Source organism: Vreelandella titanicae BH1 (assembly GCF_000336575.1).
Taxonomy (GTDB): Bacteria; Pseudomonadota; Gammaproteobacteria; order Pseudomonadales; family Halomonadaceae; genus Vreelandella; species Vreelandella titanicae.
In genome coordinates this window covers 45138-62896 of record NZ_AOPO01000003.1, presented here as the reverse complement: position 1 = coordinate 62896, position 17759 = coordinate 45138, and the positions used below count along the sequence as shown (strand labels likewise).

Genomic DNA, 17759 nt, shown 5'->3' with positions numbered 1-17759 from the left:
TTAACGAAATATTTCTATGAGCATTAAAGAAAGGGTTGGGAAAGCGGCAACGATTACGAGCCCTAGCAAGCAGGTAAATACAAAAGGTAGTGCTCCTTTTGCTACGCTCTCAATTGATAATTTGGTCACATTGGCAGCCACATAAAGATTAATTCCTACCGGCGGTGTAATCAGGCCTATCGAAAGGTTGATCATTAACAGCACGCCAAACCATATAGGATCCCACCCCATTTCATGGACAACCGGCATAAAAATTGGCAAAGAAATGAACATGACGGTGACCGCATCCATGAACATCCCCACAATAAGCAAGATCAACATTATTACTAGTAGAATGACCCACTCGTTACTGCTAAGACCAAGTAGCAGTCCAGAGTAGGTTCCGACAAGGTCATCAACGGTCACCACCCAACCGAACAAACTGGCATACGCAACTACCAACATAACAACAGATGATGATGCAGCTGCATCGCTTAGCGCCTCATATAACTTTTTAAAGGTTAATGTGCGGTAAGCAAGTCCACCCACAAACAACGCATAGACGGTAGCCACCAGCGCTGCTTCTGTTGGTGTAAAGGCCCCAGAGTATATTCCGCCCAAAATAACGACAGGCGTTAGTAGCCCCCAAAAAGAGTCACGAAATGTGCTCCAAAGTCTTTTTTTATAAGAGAGGTTCGTATCAACAAGGTCACCCATGGTTGCCAGGCACAGCTCATCAACCTTGCCAGTCTTAGCGCCTTTATCACGTCCTAGCGGCAGGGTTAATATCATGATTCCCCCCATCAATAGGCCAGGAATAATGGCCGCAAGAAAAAGCTTGGAAATGGAGGTCTCTGCAATCACTCCATAAATGACCAGTCCTATTGAGGGTGGAATCACTATCGAGAGAGCCGCTCCCGTGCACACTAAACCTGCAGCATAAGCCTTACGATAGCCATCTTCTTCCATCCCTTTAATAATCATGGGGCCAATTGCAGCCACAGATGCAGGCCCCGAACCACTGACGGCACCCCAGAAAAGACAAACCACTGTTCCCACGACCCCCATTCCGCCAGGCAAACCGCCAACGAGAACTCTAAAAAAAAGCACCATGCGTTCGGCAATTCCCAGCACTCCCATCAAGGTACCGGCCAGGATGAAAAATGGGATTGCAAGTAGAGAGAACTTGGTTATCCCGGTAGCAATCAGGTCACCTACCATATCTAGCCCAAAACCCATATGCCACATAGCATAAATAGCAGAGAGACCCAGCGAGAAAGCCACCGGCACACGCAATAGTAAGAGTAGAAAAAACACCAGAATCATCTGAGAACCTGAAGAGAGTGTGGCGAATACCTCAAACATTCGCACCTCCCACGCACTCACTATCACGATTTCGCTGCTCATCCCATAGCCGCTGCAGATAGCGAACTATGATCAGTGCAAAACCGAAAGGAATAGCCACATGATAATACCAAGCAGGCAACCCCAACCCGTAAGAACGCATGCCTGAACTTAGCTGATTCATCAGCACTTCCCATGAAAAGTAAGCAGATAGTGCCAACAATGCGACTGAAAAAAGACCAGACAGCAGAAAAACGATTTTACGTAGGCTGGCCGGTAATAAATCGTAGAAAAGCGAAACGGCTAAGTGTTCTCCCCTTCGCGCCGCGATAGCCGCACCAAAAATAGTCAGAATCAAAAAACCATTTGTCAGTAGCTCTTCTGTAGCAGCCAGAGAATAGTTAGTCCCATAGCGAACAACGACATTGGCAAACCCCAACAGGGTCATGCCCATAAAAAGCACTGCACAGAATATTTTTTCTGCCTCTCGCAGCATAAATTTCATGTTACGGCACCTCTATCAATTGCGGATAAAGCTCCAATAAATTACTTAGAGCGTTATCCAGACCAAGCATGAAACAGCTGGGATCAGTTACCGTTCTCTTCCACCGCATTAACAAAGGCCGACACAATCTCAGGGCCTATTTTCTCAGCCCACAGGTCAAAAGCCGGTACCGTTTCAGCACGAAACGCCGCAATTTCATCCTCTGACAGCTCAGTAATTTGCATGCCTTGTTCGCTCAGAAACTCCAAACCATCAGCGGTACTTTCTCGAGTTACCTCTATCTGGTAGGCCATTGCCTGCTCTGCAGCAAGCTGGATTATCTCTTGAGTCTTTTCGTCGAATCCTTCCCAACGTTGCTTAGATATGCCCAAAAACAGGGGATCATAAGAGTAGTGCCAAGTAGTCAAATAATCCTGCACTTCATAAATTTGCTGAGGGATAATAACAGCCCCAATGGGGTTCTCTTGTGCATCCACCACGCCTTGCTGCAAGGCGGTCATCGTTTCCGTCCACTGCATTTGTTGGGGATTAGCCCCAAGTTCATTCAAGACATCGACATACATGGGGCCTGCAACACGTATATTGAGCCCACGGATATCCTCTGGGGTACGAATAGGTCGTACACTATTGGTTAACTCCCTAAAACCATTCTCCCCCCAAGCCAGCACCACAATTCCCTTCTCTTCCATTATGGCTTCAAGCAACTCAACAGGTTCACCCTGGGTTGTGGCATCAACCTGGTCGTAATTTGCATAGAGATACGGTAGCGAGAAAACCGCCATTTCCGGCACGAGAGGAGTGACATTGATAGCAGACGTGATGAGCAGATCAAGCGCACCACGGCCCACCATCTCAGCTTGGCGCATTTGATCACCGCCCGAAAGCTGTGCATTGGGGAAAACCCGCACATTTAGCTCACCTTCGGAAGCTTCGTCTAATAACTGAGCAAACCGCTCTGCCCCCAAGTGCCACGAAGTGGCATCTCCCGTGTTATGAGAAAGCCGCAATGTCTCAGCAGATGCAGTACTGGCGAGCACCAGTCCAGCAGCGGAAGCAGCCCATACAAGCTTACGAAAACTAAGGTATTTCATTGTGTTGTATTCCTTCTGACGTGCTTGTGCTGTCGCACTTGATTATTATTGATCCACAATATGGAACGTATTTTGTATTAACGACAATAAAAATTTGCCAAAGGCATTTCAAAAAGTCAAATTATCTGCAAAATAAGCTTTACAGGCGAAACAGAAAACAAAAGATGGTTCATAATATGGAACTAAAAGCTTTATCAAATGGAAGCACGACGGCTGGTGCGCAAAGTGTTGATCGTGCGCTCAGTTTATTAAGCCTAATTGCTCGACAAGCAGATAAGGGTAGCTCGCTTACTGATTTAACCAAGTCCTGTGGCTTGAATAAGCCCACGGTGAGGCGCTTACTGCTTGCGTTGATCAATGCAGGGATGGTTGAGCAGTCGCCCGCCAATCAGCATTACCACTTAGGCCCGGAGGCTTACTTACTGGGACAAAGAGCCTCAGAGCTACATAACTTGACGCGCCTCGCTACTCGCAATGTCGCGCGCTTGGCGCTATCAACCGAAGATGCCGCTTGCCTTTCCATTCGCAGAGGCCACCATTCGCTGTGCTTATACCGTGAGGATGGTGCTTACCCCATTCGCACCCATGCCCTGACACAAGGTGCGTACCATCCTTTAGGGGTCGGGGCAGGCTCACTTGCCATGCTGGCGGCTCTTCCTGACCGTGAAATCACCCAAATTTTAGACGCGCAACGCCCCCTCCTCGAACAGCAATACCCTCGGCTAATCCCGAGCCGTATGTTAAGCCTGGTTGACGAAACCCGGTCTCAGGGTTACGCAATTAACCCTGGTTTGGTATTTCCTGACTCCTGGGGCATTGGCATTGCCTTACGCTGGCCCGATGGCGTACTGGCGGGCTCACTCTCTCTGGCCGCGATACAGAGCCGCATGCAGGAACCGAGAAGATCGCAGAACCTTGTGCCGCGATTACAAGAAGAAGCTCTCGCGATTGAAGATCTGTTAGCCGCTGAATTTTTAAGATATCAAACACCCGCAACCCCTTAGCTAGGAGCACATAATGACAAAAGCGCATATCGTCGGCTGGGGCCATTCCCCTTTCGGAAAACTGCCCGAACCCAACACCGAAACCCTTATGCAGGGCGTAATTCAGGAGGCTCTGCTTCACGCTGGAGTTACCCACGAAGCCATTGATGGCATTTTCGTCGGAGTCTACAACAATGGCTTTTCTGCCCAGGACTTCCAGGCAGCTCTTGTGGCCATGGGCGATGAACGCTTTGCGCACACCCCTGCAACGCGTTACGAAAATGCCTGCGCAACGGGAAGCGCAGCGCTGCATGGCGCACTCGATTTTATTGAATCAGGACGCGGGCGTATTGCATTAGTCGTTGGCGCCGAAAAAATGACGGCGACTCCCACCGCCGACGTGGGCAATATTCTGTTGAGTGCCAGCTACCATCAGGAAGAAGCTCACATCGCAGGAGGCTTTGCGGGCGTGTTCGGCGAAATAGCCACAAGCTACTTTCAGAAGTATGGCGACCGCTCGTACGAACTCGCCATGATTGCCGCCAAAAATCATGCCAATGGTGTTGCTAATCCCTGGGCGCAAATGCGCAAGGATATCGGCACCGACTTCTGCGCCACCATTTCAGAGCGCAACCCTACGGTAGCTGGCCCTTTACGGCGTACCGACTGCTCTCTCATATCAGACGGCGCCGCAGCCCTGGTTATTGCGGATGCCGAAACCGCCGCTCAGTTAGAGCGTGCTATTGCTTTTCGAGCGCGCACACAAGCGAATGATCTCATGGCACTTTCCCGACGAGACGTTCTGGCTTTCCGAGGCGCCTCTATCGCCTGGAAACAAGCGTTAGAAGCCTCGGGCCTCAGCCTTTCAGACCTATCTCTCGTAGAAACCCACGACTGCTTCACCATCGCCGAGCTACTGGAGTATGAGGCTATGGGACTAGCCGCCCCCGGCGAAGGCTATCGTGTCATTAGGGAAGGTATTACCCATAAAGATGGCGCCTTACCCGTCAACCCTTCGGGAGGCCTCAAATCCAAAGGCCACCCCATCGGCGCCACCGGCGTTTCCATGCATGTCATGGCTGCCATGCAACTAATGGAAGAGGCAGGCGACATGCAAATACCCAATGCCCACATAGCAGGTGTCTTCAACATGGGTGGGGCTGCGGTGACCAATTATGTCTCTATTTTGGAGCGTATGAAATGAGCCAATCACTAGAGCACGGCGTGACACCGGTCTCAACAAAAGTCATGAATCTGTCTCATTTCCTGACCAATAGCGCACGCCGCCTAGCCAATGAGATCGGCTTTGTATGGGGAACGCGCACCTGGCGCTGGCAGGAAATGGAAGCGCGCTCCATGGCGTTTGCCTACGCACTCGACAAACAGATGGGACTACGCAAAGGCGATCGGTTACTTGTTCAATCCTCCAACTGTCACCAAATGTTTGAAGCGATGTTCGCCTGCTGGAGAATTGGCGCCATTTGGGTGCCCGCCAATTATCGCCAGTCACCGGAAGAAATCGCTTGGTTAGCGGAGTCATCAGGGGCAAAAGGGTTGCTCTGCGGCGCCCAATTTTCTGACCATGCAACCGCCTGCGCCCCAGTCGTCGACTTTACTGTCTCCATTGGACAAAGCAACTTTGCTGATGATTACGACACTCTTGTTGAGCGCTTCATAGGTGAAGAGATTGCAACCTGCGAGGTCAACCGAGATGACCCCGCCTGGTTATTTTTCACCTCTGGGACGACCGGAAAACCCAAGGCCGCTATTTTGACCCACGGGCAAATGGCCTTTGTGGTGACTAACCATTTATGCGACCTGATGCCAGGAACAAACGCTGATGACGCCTCGATTGTGGTAGCACCGCTCTCGCATGGCGCTGGTGTTCATCAACTTGCACAAGTTGCAAGCGGAGTGAAAACGATTCTCCCAGCGGAGGATAAATTCAATCCCGAATCCATATGGGCATTGGTGGAGAAATGGAATGTCACCAACCTGTTTACGGTTCCCACTATTGTCAAAATGCTGATCGAGCACCCTAGTGTCGATCAATATAACCATGCATCACTGCGTTATGTGGTCTATGCCGGTGCACCCATGTATCGGGCCGACCAAGTGAAAGCACTGGAAAAGCTCGGGCCTGTGTTAGTGCAATATTTCGGGCTTGGTGAGGTGACAGGCAACATTACTGTGCTACCACCTACTTTTCACCATGTTGAGGATCAACACATGAAAACAGGCAGTTGTGGCTTCACACGCACAGGCATGCAGGTTCAGATCCAAAACAGTGAAGGCCGTGAAGTTCCTGCCAATGAAACCGGGGAAATCGCCGTGATAGGCCCTGCCGTTTTTGCCGGCTACTTCGACAACCCGGAAGCCAACCGGAAAAGCTTTCGCAACGGCTGGTTCTTAACGGGCGATTTAGGGCATATGGACGAAGAGGGATTTGTTTATTTAACCGGGCGTGTTTCTGATATGTACATATCCGGTGGCTCTAACATCTATCCAAGAGAAATCGAAGAGAAACTACTCACTCACCCCCTCGTTTCAGAAGCGGCCGTATTAGGAGTACCTGACCCCACTTGGGGTGAAGTCGGTATGGCTGTTTGTGTACCTTATCCTGGGAAACAGCTTGATACAGAGTCTTTGAATCAATGGCTTAGCGAGAAAATTTCTCGCTATAAAGTGCCCAAAAACTATGTCGTTTGGGATGAGATGCCTAAAACAGCCTATGGGAAAATAACTAAAAAACTTATTCGAGAGACTCTAGTGGCGCGCGGTGAAATAAAGGAGTCGTCATGAGCTTATCACAACTAAAAGATTCACAGATGGGGGCTATCCAGCACCCAGGCAACCCTATAACTCAGAGGCATCAGGCCCAGCTTTGCCACACAATACCCATCCCCCTCCTTTTAAAAGGAGGGCAAAGCTTACACGATGCTATTATCAAAGAGTTAAGCGTACATAATATTACATCGGCTTATATCACCCTTAACAACGCGCAAATGGATACCCTGCGCTACGTGATACCGGGAGACGACCCCAAAGGTGAGCACGCGGCCTGGTATAGCGATACTTTTCACTTAGGTGCACCGGCTCAAATTTTAACGGCAGGCATTCATGTAGGCCGCCGCGAGGGCAAACCTTTCATGCACTGTCACGGAACCTGGAGTGGGGTAAGTGGTAAGGATAAAGGCAAAGAGGAACGTGATCAGGTGGTCGCTGGGCACTTACTCGCGCCTGAATCATACTTAGCCGAGGATATACAGGTCGACTGTATTGCTATAGAGGGCGCATGTCTGGATGTTCATTACGATGAAGAAACTCGGTTTCCGCTATTTTCACCCAGCACGACTTTAAGCAACATCAATAAAAAGAATGCGCTATTACTGACCTTGCGACCAAATCAGGACCTTCAAACCGCACTTGCTTCTATAGCAAACGATTATCGGGTCGAAACCGCTCAGATACTGGGTATTGGTAGTTTAATCAAGACATGCTTTAACGATGGCAAGCAACTGCTTACCCACGCTAATGAAATATTGATCTTGAATGGGGAATTAAAGGATCACCAAGCGACTATCCAAGCAGTCTCCGTCGGCATTGGTGGTGAGCAACACCAAGGGCAATTGGCCCCAGGGAAAAATGCCATCTGCGTCACTTGCGAGCTACTGCTTGTATTTTAGGTTGAAATAAAACCAACTATGCTAAAAGGCAAGCCAATGCCCGTGGCCTAAAACAATCACAACTATCCCTCTCTTAAGGTAAGGCAACCCTATGGCATCTACACGATACGCGCTGTTCACGGCAACGCTCTGTTCCGGCCTTGGCCTCCTTCTTGCTTCTCCCCTGTGGGCCTGGGATGGGGTCGTCGAGAAACAGACCTTCGAAATGGACAGCTTCACTACCCATGGCGGCGAGACGATCCCCAACGTCACGGTGGGTTGGGAAGCCTACGGCGAGCTCAATGACGCCCGCGATAACGTCATTCTGATCACCCACTTCTTCTCTGGCACCAGTCATGCGGCAGGCCGCTATGAGGTAGATGGGCAGCCGACCGGCTACTGGGATGCCATCATTGGCCCCGGCAAGCCACTCGATACCGATGAGTACTACATCATCTCCTCGGATACGCTGGTTAACCTGAATGCCAAAGACCCCAACGTCACCACCACCGGGCCCGCCTCCATCAACCCTGACACCGGCGAGCCCTGGGGCATGGACTTCCCGGTCGTCACCATCCGCGACTTTGTCGAGGTACAGCGCGAGCTACTCGAAAGCCAAGGCATTGAATCGCTGCATGCGGTGATGGGTGCCTCGATGGGCGCGCTACAAGCTATCGAGTGGGCCAGCGCCTATCCTGACCGAGTTGAACGCTTAATCTCAGTGATTGGCGGCGGCGTTGCCGACCCTTGGCTACTGGCCACGCTAAGCGCCTGGGCAGCGCCGATTCGTTTAGACGCCAACTGGAACGAGGGTAACTACTACAACGGCGAACCACCTACCGACGGGCTAAAAGAAGCGCTAAAACTGGTGACACTCAACGCCAACCACTGGCAGTGGGCTAACGAAACCTTTAACCGCGATTGGGCCGATGAAGCGCGTGACCCCGCTCAGGATATCAACGCCCGCTACGCGATCGAACAAACGCTGGATGATATCGCCGCCGCCCGTGCGGCCACCTCCGATGCCAACCATCTGCTCTATCTGGTGCGCGCCAACCAAACCTTTATGGCAGGCCACGGCGACTCGCTAGAGGAAGGACTTGCCGCCATCGAAGCACCGACACTGATGCTGTATAGCGAAAACGACCTCGTCTTCGCGCCTGAAGGTGTGCGTCGAACCGCCGAGCTAATTGAGGCAGATGGCACTGAGGTGACGCTTGAAACCCTGGAAGGCGATCGAGGCCATTTGGATGGCGTTGTTTCCATCAATCAAGCAAGTGATACGTTGCGGGCGTTTTTGCAGTAAGGGGGGTAGCGCTGGCTTTGAGTCTTAAAGCCAGCGCTTAAGAAGTTGCAATATGAGCCAGCCTTACCAGCCGCATCTCAGGCCAGAACCTCTAAAACATTAGCGGCTGGCGTTCTCTTCGGCCACTTGACGAAGCGCATCAACCAGCACTTCAGCAGGCTGGGCGCCAGAAATCAGGTATCGACCGTCGAGGATGAATCCCGGCACGGCGGTAACCCCTGCTTCCATGAATCGCTGTTCTGCCGCTCGAACTTCGTCTGCGTACTGATCAGACCGGGCGATGGACTCGGCAATATCACCGTCAAGCCCGACCTCAATGGCCTTCTCTCGTAGAACTTCTGGGTCTGAAGGGTTTTTCGCCTCACCAAAGTAGGCATCAAACAGTGCCAATTGTAGGGGCGTCTCTAGGTTCTGCGTTGCAGCCCAAGCAAGCACGCGGTGGGCAGCGAAAGTGTTGTTCGCCCGACGCTCCTGGGCACCACGAAAATTTAATCCAAGCTCTTCGGCCACCGCCATAATCTCACGCTGGGACTGCGCCATGCTGGCAGCATCTTTGCCGTACTTGCGGCACAAGTGCTCCAGGATCGGCTCGCCCTCAGGCGGCATGTCAGGGTTGAGTTCAAAGGGCTGCCAGAAGAGCTCGACGTCGACCTCGCCATCAAGGGTTTCTAGCGCTTGTTCCAAGCGCCGATAGCCGATCGCGCACCATGGGCAGGCGACATCGGACACTAAATCAATTCTTACCTTCTGCATGATGGATCTCCTCGTTGGGTTCGGTCATCAGCGCACAAACTGCGCTAAGCCTTGGCTTTTATCAAGCAACACCTAAGCGCAACCCGCCTAGTCGGTTGTGCACTTTTTCCAACCCATTGACGGCGTTGGTAAGCCAGAGCCTCTTACTCACGGCTTAGCATCTTACTGGCTCCGACGCTGGGGGTTGAACTGGTAACGAGGACTAAAGTTCGTCAGCACCAAGTGGGCAGCTCTGTCGATTCGGCAAACGCGGCGATCACGACTTTCCCTGGTTTGTGTTTGAAGATTAAGGAGTCATGACTCTCAAGAATGTAGCTTGCACCTTATCAAGAGAAAGGCAACCACACCCGATGCAGTCTGTCATCATATCTCTCAGTTCAATTAACTGCGTTATCTTCCTGTTTAGCTCGCCTCGCCACCTAGAGCCCAATTTGTCCCAATCAACAAGAGTGACACGGGTCTGATTCGGAAGCTCTTCAAGCTCAAATAAAATGCCTATAAGTTTATTTTTCGCACCCCTCTTGACCTCAACCTTAGCTGAGGTTTCAGAATAGCCCTACGTCAAAGCCAACTCAATCTTATCGCTTCAGATAACATTTTTATTAAAAACGTGTAACTAAAACCAAACCAACACCCTTGAAAAAATCAACTCAAAGGATTTTAAAATGAAAGTACTTGCCTTCGGCGCTAGCAACAGCAAAAGCTCCATTAACAAAAAACTGGCTTTTTATGCAGCACAACAAGTCAGCGATGCAGATATTTCGTTAATCGATCTTAACGACTTTGAAATGCCAATATTTAGCGGAGAAAGAGAAAAAGAGTCTGGCATCCCTGAATTGGCGCATGCTTTTTACAACGCTATCGGTGAAGCAGATGTCATTGTAATGTCATTCGCGGAACACAATGGGACTTATACGTCAGCCTATAAAAATCTATTTGACTGGACATCACGAATAGATATGAAAGTATTTCAAAATAAACCCGTTCTTATGCTATCTACCTCGCCTGGTCAAGGTGGGGCACAAAGTGTCTTAGCTTCCGCACAAGCGTCAGCTCCCTATTTTTCAGCAACCGTTATAGGCGCGCTTTCCTTACCCAGCTTTTTCGAAAATTTTGACTTAGAGCAGGGCATCGTCACTAACCAGCAGTTTAACCGAGACTTACTTGGAACATTAAGTAAGATTTAATTTTTTTCTATTTTTAGGAAATCATCTGCAGTCTGTCATTACAGGCGCTATAGAAACTGATTGCGCCTGCCATCACCAGTGGCAAAACCGCTGCGACTCGAAGGAAATGTCACTTGGAGAACGATCTGGCTATGTGCTATTCCAGACCATAACAAGCTTCTTCACGTTGAGCTCTTCACGATATGGGTCAGCACCACAACCAAGCTCAAGGACTGGCCCGCAGTCAGCTCGATCAGTGATAAGAGGTAACCAACGTTGAAGCCAGGGGTCTGAAGACATGGGAAATCCTGAAGATATCTAGTTAACAGTGATTTCATAAATTAATTTAACTCTACCCCATTGATTCCCTCACGAGCAAAAATAAATTCAGCAGTGTTTGAAGCAACCACCGGGCGTACTCCTGTTCATAATCAGCAAGCCGGTGTGTAACTTTTTAAAATACCTCAGCAGTACATAGCCCATCGACATATACCAAAATACGTTCAAACTGATGAAAGTACATTTCGTCCTATACTGAGCAACACCCAGTAATGATAAGGAGCCAGCTATGAAAAAAGCATTATTAGCGCTAATCGCTACAATGCTGATAAGCGGGTGTAGCAACAGCAACACCACCGCATCAAACGCGCCCGTTTCAGATACTGCAACCGAGCAAAACCAACCCCACCATCAGGTTACCGATCAATGGGTCGGCCGATGGATTGGCGTTGAAGGGTTATTCCTGGAAATCAGCAAGGACGAGTCTGCAGGCCCGGGCCATTATCTCCTTCACATGCGCTACGGCCTGGATGCCGATCAAATCGGCACTTTCGAAGGGCAGGCCACCGCCGAGGGCATTAGCTTCAACCGCGGGGACGGCCCACAGCTGCTTCGTGCGGGCGACGGCGAAGCCACCGGCATGAAGTGGCTATTGGAAAAGGAAGACTGCTTGGTAGTCGCAACAGGTGAAGGCTATTGCCGCGACTGACCTGAGCGGTGGTCACTCAAGGGGCGGCGGGGTGAAAGCAGTTATTCAGCCGCTAGTTCAGCAAAGTGGCCCGCTTTATCCAGGGTGTACTTAAACCACCGCTGCTTTAAGCGGCAACCAGCCTCTTTACTTTAAGCTCTTTGCGATGCTGTTCGGCATGCCAAAGCTCGTATTGGGACTGCTGGTTCAACCAGCTTTCCGCAGAGGTATCAAACGCGATAGAAAGCCGCACCGCCATTTCAGGGCTAATACCGGCCTTGCCGTTCAGCACAGCACTGAGCGTTTTGCGACTTACGCCGAGCGCTTCCGCAGCGGCTGTCACAGAAAGGCCTAGAGGCTCCAAGCAAAGCTCGCGTAATACTTCACCAGGATGGGGAGGGTTGTGCATCAGCATTGGCGCTACCTCAGTGGTAATCTTCGTAATTCACTATCTCGGCATCAGTATGGTACACATCGAAAAGTGTCGAGAAACTTGCTATGCCAGTTCAGAAAAGTGGCCCGCTTTATCCAGTGTGTATTCACCAAAATCCCGCGCCAAATAAAGCGACCCCGAATAGACGCTCCGGGCTTCTTGTCGGATGTCCTCAATAGACGGCGACGCATGGGGGTTGAGCTGGTAACGGGGGCTGAAGTGCGTCAGTACCAGATTGGGCAACTGTACCGATTCGGCAAACGCGGCGACAAGTTTGGCGTAGCTATGCCCCACATCACCGGCCTTCTGGGCCATCTCTTCGGTGTAGGTGGCTTCATGCACCAGCACCTGCGCGCCCGCGCAGGCATTCATCAACAAGTCAGGCTGATCATTGTTCCCTGCGATCACCACTTTTCTCGGCTTGTGCTTGAAGATCAAGAACTCATGGCTTTTTAACCGCTCACCCTCAAACTCAACATCAAACCCTTGCTTCAACTGCCCCCACAACGGCCCTCTTGGAATCCCCTTTTGCGCTAGTTTATCCACATCCAAGGCAGCGTCGACCCTTGTCTCCGTAAACCCATAAGCGTAGGACGGCGCCCGGTGTGCAAGCCTGAACGTGGTAACGGCAACGCTCTCAAACTCAACGCTGGGCAGCTCGTCCGAGTCGATAAACTCCAAAGCGAAGGGTAAACATAGCTGCGTGACCTCACAGGTGGCCTCCAACCATGCCTTGATGCCTGCGGGCGCCACAATGGTCAGTGGCGCTTTTCGGCCACCCATTCCCGCACTCGCTAGTATGCCCGGCAGCCCATAGCAGTGGTCGCCGTGCACGTGGGTAATCAAGATGGCTTTCAGCGAATGAAAAGACAGCTTCGAGTGCAAGACCTGATGCTGGGTGCCCTCACCACAATCAATCAGGTACCAGCCCTTCCCTTTGCTCTCGCGCAAAGCGATGCCGGAGACGTTTCTTGTTTTGGTGGGTACACCGGCGGAGGTGCCGAGGAACAGTAAGTTCATAGCTTGCTCGTCATTTCTTACGCCTTCGCTGTAGAAGCAAGGGGCTGGGCTGCCAAAGGGCAAAGATCATCCAGATTAACCCTAATGCGGGCCACCTGTAGATCATATTTATGAGAGAAAAACGCTCAGGCGGAGGTGACGTGGGGGATACGAAAAGTTATGCATCATGATTAGCCGCTGCACTCATGAACAATACATCATCTGTAGACTCTGACTCGATAATAAAGAAGCCAAGGCTTGAATACAAAGAACGAGCCGCATGGTTATCTCGATAGACACGCAGCGTCACCGTCGACGCGCCAGTTGATTGCCTAGCCTTTGTTATCAGCTTTTCGCAAAGCAAGCGGCCTGCGCCATTCCCTCTTGCTTCAGGCGCAATAATAATCCTGCCGATATGTACAGCGCTCTGCTTTCCGGGCCAGAACTGGCCAAAACCAACGCAGTTGTTATCGATATCGGATAAACAATAGTTTGTGCATCCCTCTACGGCGAGTAGCTCAGGCAAGTTTTCTGCAATAAAGGGAAACGGCAGGGATAAACCAGCCCAGCGAGAACAGGCCTTCTCATCACTGATCCAAGTCGCAATAGCGTCATAATCGGTTTTTACGGGTGTTCGCAGAGTTGTTTTCATATGTCTAACGCCGTTCAAAATGCGCGGTTACAAAATGGTGGCGAAGCCGCAATGGAGTAGGCGTCGGCGTAACTGGTCTTGTTATGGTTTGAATCCAGGTGGAATGTCCCAAAGTTGCACCTCAATATAGAGTTCAAAATCAGTTTCCCAATATCGCTCATAAGGAACCACCTGATCATTGTCAGGAACCCCAAACCGCTCAACGATTTCGCTCACCTCGCTAAGCAAAAACACTTTATTGAAGTAAGGCTTATCGCCTCGGGATAACGCAACAAAGCTATCCGGATAGGTCAAGGACGTTGTTTCAGGATCAAGCTCCAATAGAGGTATTTTCAGCTCACTTTGGTCAGCGTTCAAATCACGAAACCAAGGAGATTCTCCAAGCACGAGATAATAGGGATGACGACAGCGTGGCTTACCTCCTCGCGCAACGAAAAGTTCACGCAGCCGAGCTTCAACCTTGCTGCGAACTTCAATGTAGTTCCTGCCGTAGCGCCGTCGATAGCCGGGATCACGCTGATGACGCGTCAGAAGACCTAAGAAGATTGGATCTTCTGAGCCCACTGGAAGTTCGGAGAGACTCCGAAATGGGCCAATCTCAGGTAGATAGTAGTGGGTAGCAAATTCTGGGAGTCTCATCTCTGCATCACGACTGAAGCGTTGGTTGGGATGAAATAATGACGGTTTTCTCAAAGGCACTTTCCGACTGACATAGCCTGAGAAAATCATTCGCAAACTGCTCCCACCCAACCGCAGTAAGTGCAATCGGCCGCACGCGGCGAACATGCGCAATGGCCTCTTGCGAAGCTAGGCCGTAATATCGAACAAGTATATAGGCCAATAAAAGGCCCGTACGATCTTTACCGTGAGTGCAGTGTACAAGCACGGGGTTTCCACTCTGAATCTGATCCCATACCCAGCGGCTTGTCTCCTCCAGAGCAGGCCAAGCAACTTCAAACGCATCGGGCTGCGGAGGTTCCTGGACGAGAATTGGAATTCTTTTATGAGTGATGCCAACAGCCTCCAAACTGGTAACATCAACCCCATATCCACGGTTTAGGGTGAGGACTGCACGAATACCACCGTTATACAACTCTTGAGGATCCCACGCCGCATTATTAGGCCCTGGTCGTCCAGCAAGAGCCCCTTCAATGAGCCAGAATAAGTGCTTCATATTCAGTTTCCCCAACACTTCAAATAACCGGTGCAAATGTAGCGCAGCGAAATTTGGATCCGAGTTAATTTTTCTTTTTAGGCTTTTGCCATAAAAATTGCGACTCGTTCCAACCCAGCGTCGCGATGAACTTCACCTTTGTGAAATTCTTCACTCTCAATGGTGGCCAGAAGGTTACGCCGCTGAGGATAGCGTACAAATATAAAATGATCCCAGCGATCAGCTAGCATACACTCCTTGTCACTGCTGAATAACCCAAGGGGCTTTCCACCATAAACTGGATATGCTCCCCTTCGCAGTAATTCAAATCCCGCAATTTTGGAGTAGCGGTCATAGGCCTCCTTTCCGCTAATACCTTTAGCGACTTCGTAAGAATTATTATATTCAGCATTCGGTTTGTATTTATTCAAATTGTAAACAAAAAGAGGCTCGTCAAGATCTTGGGCTCTTGCTACTTCCATTTGTTTCTCATCAGGCCAGACTGCGCTATTCTCGGCTTTCCATGTTGCTGTGGGGGTTCCTTTGTCGATGACACCTTTGAACAACCGAACAACCCTAGAGATGATTTTAACCATATAAAAAAGCACTGATGGTTCTGGTTCAATTGCAAGGATGGTATGCTCAGAACAAACCTGATCTAGAGTTTCATCGAAGGTCGAAAGAAACTTGAAAGCAGCTTGGGTGGATGGAAATTCATCAATGATAATTTCATCTATCCACATTCCTTCTCGTGCAACAGGATCAGCCTTAACTCGAAACAGCCTTTTGCTATTAAAGCTATTTTGACTTTCTTTCAAAAACTTACTATAGCCATTAATATCTTTAACTTTCAGGTGGAAAACAAAAGCCACTCTTCTTATACCAGCCTCTTCTAAGGATTTACTGAATAACTCTTTATCAATTGAGAAGGGCATATTCATTTCGATTCCACACTCAAGCTTAGCAGTAATTATACGGAAGGCTCCAGGGCCTCAATAAATGTCTCGGCGCAGTCATTGAGGTTATGTAACCTCCTCATTTAACTCTACCTCATTAATTCCCCTGAGTGCAAAGCCAATTTTGGTGATAAAATATCCAAAATTCGCGGGCCTGCTCTAACAACACTCATCTCATGGCAATGGGCATTTAGACGATGGCATATTACGGGGCAGGCCTTGTTATAACAGTGAAAGAGTCGCTTCGATTTTATGGGTAAGCGTAACCAAGCTGAGCAAAGTTAAAGCTAACTGAGAGGCTGCTGGCGGTGTTCGAAATGTTTGGCGATCGTGAAGCTGATAAGCAATATTAACGACACGGAGCACTCATTAAGGCTTGTAACGTGTCAACGTAACACCGCAAGCGATGAGGCCTGAAGAAACAAACCGCCACACGCCGAAGCCTTCTTTCAGAATGATGGTGGAAATAAGCGCTGCGAACAATACGCTAGTTTCTCGTAAGGCTGAGACCATGCCGAGTGGGGCGTAGGCCATGGCCCAGATAACGATCCAATACGCACCGACCTGCATTCCCCCGCCGACAATAGCGGGAGCCAAATTGCTGGATATAACTCTTTTTATTTCCTTGGATTTCCACGTCAAAGCAATCGCAAACGTCAGCAATCCGTTGCCGAGGGTCAATAAAACCGCGAAGCCGAACACCGAGCCAGCTTGTCGGGCGCCCAGGCCACCCACTAGCGTGTAGGAGGCAATAAGGGCTCCCGTACCAAGAGCGAGGAGAATAGCGCGGGGGTTTCTGGTGATACCGGTACTGGTATCGAATGAAAGCGACATCACGCCCACCCCAAGAAACAGCACGCCGAGTAACGGGAGAAACCCTAACATTTCGCCAGCGAACGCGGCAGCGCCTAGTGTAACGAGTAAAGGCGCCGACCCACGAGCGATGGGATAGATCTGGCCGAAATCGCCATAGTGGTAAGCCATGGGCAGGCAAAAGTGATATGCGGTATGAATCAAGATGGCTAGGCCAAGAAGCGGCCAACTGGCTGGATCGGGGATCACCACGAAAGGTAAGGCGAATACAGAAACTAGACTGCCCAATAGGGTGATTACCGCCATGACGGCAATCCTGTCGCCACTCACTTTAACTATCGCATTCCAGCTGGCGTTAAAGATGGCAGCGAGCAGTACAATCATTGTTATTTCTATGCTCATATCACTGTATCCTTGAGCTGTAGGATGCTACGTTAAGAAAAACTAGTTTTCCCAGCATAGTCCAAATTCCTATACACGCATGTGGCCGCCCTCGCCAGTATACCCGGCAGCCCATAGCAGTGGTCGCCGTGCACGTGAGTAATCAAGATGGCCTTCAACGAATGAAACGACAGCTTCGTGTGCAAGACCTGATGCTGGGTGCCCTCACCACAATCGATCAGGTACCAGCCCTTCCCCTTGCTCTCTCGCAAAGCGATGCCGGAGACGTTTCTGCATTTAGTGGGCACACCGGAGGAGGTGCCTAGGAAGAGTAGGTTCATGGTTTTCGGTGGATGGCTGCTTACAAGGGAATGACACTGCATGATTTGTCGTGCGCTTAATTGGTGTAAAACGACCTACAGGTTACCAATTCAGCGTCTCATCGCATTCAACCATTGGCGTCACAACCTTCTCGCGAATCGATGTTCGCATATCCGGCAAGGAGAGCAGAAAAAGCGCTTCCTGAATGGCCGACCAACCTTCCTTGGATACCAAGACCGCCCTATTTGCTCCCCAATGATAATACATTGATGGGACTCAGTAGTATCATCAA

General features: G+C 50.2%; 19 protein-coding genes. 7 read left to right on the top strand and 12 right to left on the bottom strand.

The features are described 5' to 3' along the window. The 3 genes from HALTITAN_RS07675 to HALTITAN_RS07665 form a co-directional block, all read right to left on the bottom strand. The gene (locus tag HALTITAN_RS07675) at positions 1-1344 is read right to left on the bottom strand and encodes a TRAP transporter large permease (RefSeq protein ID WP_039858692.1); all 1344 of its coding nucleotides are present in this window, start codon (positions 1342-1344) and stop codon (positions 1-3) included. Continuing rightward, positions 1337-1828 (bottom strand): TRAP transporter small permease, encoded by a 492-nt coding sequence (locus HALTITAN_RS07670; RefSeq protein WP_039858690.1) that lies wholly within the window; start codon positions 1826-1828, stop codon positions 1337-1339. The genes HALTITAN_RS07675 and HALTITAN_RS07670 overlap by 8 nt, the downstream gene beginning before the upstream one ends. Positions 1829-1911: 83 nt before the next feature. Then, positions 1912-2919, bottom strand: a complete 1008-nt coding sequence (locus tag HALTITAN_RS07665; RefSeq protein ID WP_009286750.1) for a DctP family TRAP transporter solute-binding subunit — start codon at positions 2917-2919, stop codon at positions 1912-1914. Positions 2920-2957: 38 nt separating this feature from the next. Between HALTITAN_RS07665 and HALTITAN_RS07660 the strand changes: the two genes are divergently transcribed. The 5 genes from HALTITAN_RS07660 to HALTITAN_RS07640 all read left to right on the top strand — a co-directional run bounded on the left by HALTITAN_RS07660 (position 2958) and on the right by HALTITAN_RS07640 (position 8873). Then, on the top strand, positions 2958-3923 hold the full coding sequence (locus tag HALTITAN_RS07660) for an IclR family transcriptional regulator (RefSeq protein ID WP_201764680.1): 966 nt from the start codon (positions 2958-2960) through the stop codon (positions 3921-3923). 13 nt (positions 3924-3936) lie between these two features. Further along, positions 3937-5106, top strand: coding sequence for an acetyl-CoA acetyltransferase (locus HALTITAN_RS07655; protein ID WP_009286749.1), 1170 nt, complete (start codon positions 3937-3939; stop codon positions 5104-5106). Continuing rightward, positions 5103-6704: an acyl-CoA synthetase gene (locus tag HALTITAN_RS07650; RefSeq protein ID WP_009286748.1), complete on the top strand. Its 1602-nt coding sequence runs from the start codon at positions 5103-5105 to the stop codon at positions 6702-6704. The genes HALTITAN_RS07655 and HALTITAN_RS07650 overlap by 4 nt, the downstream gene beginning before the upstream one ends. Beyond that, complete coding sequence (locus HALTITAN_RS24495; protein ID WP_009286747.1) at positions 6701-7588, top strand: PPC domain-containing DNA-binding protein; 888 nt, start codon at positions 6701-6703, stop codon at positions 7586-7588. Before HALTITAN_RS07650 ends, HALTITAN_RS24495 begins: the two co-directional genes overlap by 4 nt. Positions 7589-7679: 91 nt before the next feature. Continuing rightward, positions 7680-8873, top strand: a complete 1194-nt coding sequence (locus HALTITAN_RS07640; protein ID WP_009286746.1) for an E22 family MetX-like putative esterase — start codon at positions 7680-7682, stop codon at positions 8871-8873. 99 nt (positions 8874-8972) lie between these two features. Here HALTITAN_RS07640 and HALTITAN_RS07635 read toward each other — a convergent pair whose 3' ends face one another. Further along, on the bottom strand, positions 8973-9626 hold the full coding sequence (locus tag HALTITAN_RS07635) for a DsbA family oxidoreductase (RefSeq protein WP_039858684.1): 654 nt from the start codon (positions 9624-9626) through the stop codon (positions 8973-8975). Between the two features lie 665 nt (positions 9627-10291). Between HALTITAN_RS07635 and HALTITAN_RS07630 the strand changes: the two genes are divergently transcribed. Continuing rightward, on the top strand, positions 10292-10813 hold the full coding sequence (locus HALTITAN_RS07630; protein WP_009286745.1) for an NADPH-dependent FMN reductase: 522 nt from the start codon (positions 10292-10294) through the stop codon (positions 10811-10813). A gap of 547 nt (positions 10814-11360) precedes the next feature. Then, complete coding sequence (locus HALTITAN_RS07625; protein WP_039858681.1) at positions 11361-11780, top strand: putative periplasmic lipoprotein; 420 nt, start codon at positions 11361-11363, stop codon at positions 11778-11780. Positions 11781-11886: 106 nt separating this feature from the next. Here the strand turns inward: HALTITAN_RS07625 and HALTITAN_RS07620 are convergent, their stop codons facing one another. The 8 genes from HALTITAN_RS07620 to HALTITAN_RS07585 all read right to left on the bottom strand — a co-directional run bounded on the left by HALTITAN_RS07620 (position 11887) and on the right by HALTITAN_RS07585 (position 17487). Then, positions 11887-12174, bottom strand: coding sequence for a HigA family addiction module antitoxin (locus tag HALTITAN_RS07620; RefSeq protein WP_039858679.1), 288 nt, complete (start codon positions 12172-12174; stop codon positions 11887-11889). Positions 12175-12255: 81 nt separating this feature from the next. Then, positions 12256-13212 (bottom strand): ribonuclease Z, encoded by a 957-nt coding sequence (locus HALTITAN_RS07615; protein WP_039858678.1) that lies wholly within the window; start codon positions 13210-13212, stop codon positions 12256-12258. 157 nt (positions 13213-13369) lie between these two features. Next, entirely contained in the window at positions 13370-13843 is a 474-nt protein-coding gene (locus HALTITAN_RS07610) for a GNAT family N-acetyltransferase (RefSeq protein WP_039858675.1), read from the bottom strand. Between the two features lie 81 nt (positions 13844-13924). After that, positions 13925-14572 carry a hypothetical protein gene (locus HALTITAN_RS07605; protein WP_236614938.1) on the bottom strand — a complete coding sequence of 216 codons (648 nt, stop codon included), beginning with the start codon at positions 14570-14572 and terminating at the stop codon, positions 13925-13927. Continuing rightward, on the bottom strand, positions 14490-15017 hold the full coding sequence (locus HALTITAN_RS26310) for a phosphatase domain-containing putative toxin (RefSeq protein WP_051051933.1): 528 nt from the start codon (positions 15015-15017) through the stop codon (positions 14490-14492). Before HALTITAN_RS26310 ends, HALTITAN_RS07605 begins: the two co-directional genes overlap by 83 nt. Positions 15018-15094: 77 nt before the next feature. Continuing rightward, on the bottom strand, positions 15095-15937 hold the full coding sequence (locus HALTITAN_RS07595; RefSeq protein WP_009286744.1) for a hypothetical protein: 843 nt from the start codon (positions 15935-15937) through the stop codon (positions 15095-15097). A 384-nt stretch (positions 15938-16321) separates the two neighbouring features. Beyond that, positions 16322-17167: an EamA family transporter gene (locus tag HALTITAN_RS07590; protein ID WP_039858672.1), complete on the bottom strand. Its 846-nt coding sequence runs from the start codon at positions 17165-17167 to the stop codon at positions 16322-16324. 32 nt (positions 17168-17199) lie between these two features. Further along, positions 17200-17487, bottom strand: a complete 288-nt coding sequence (locus tag HALTITAN_RS07585) for an MBL fold metallo-hydrolase (RefSeq protein WP_039858670.1) — start codon at positions 17485-17487, stop codon at positions 17200-17202. Positions 17488-17759: the final 272 nt, after the last annotated feature.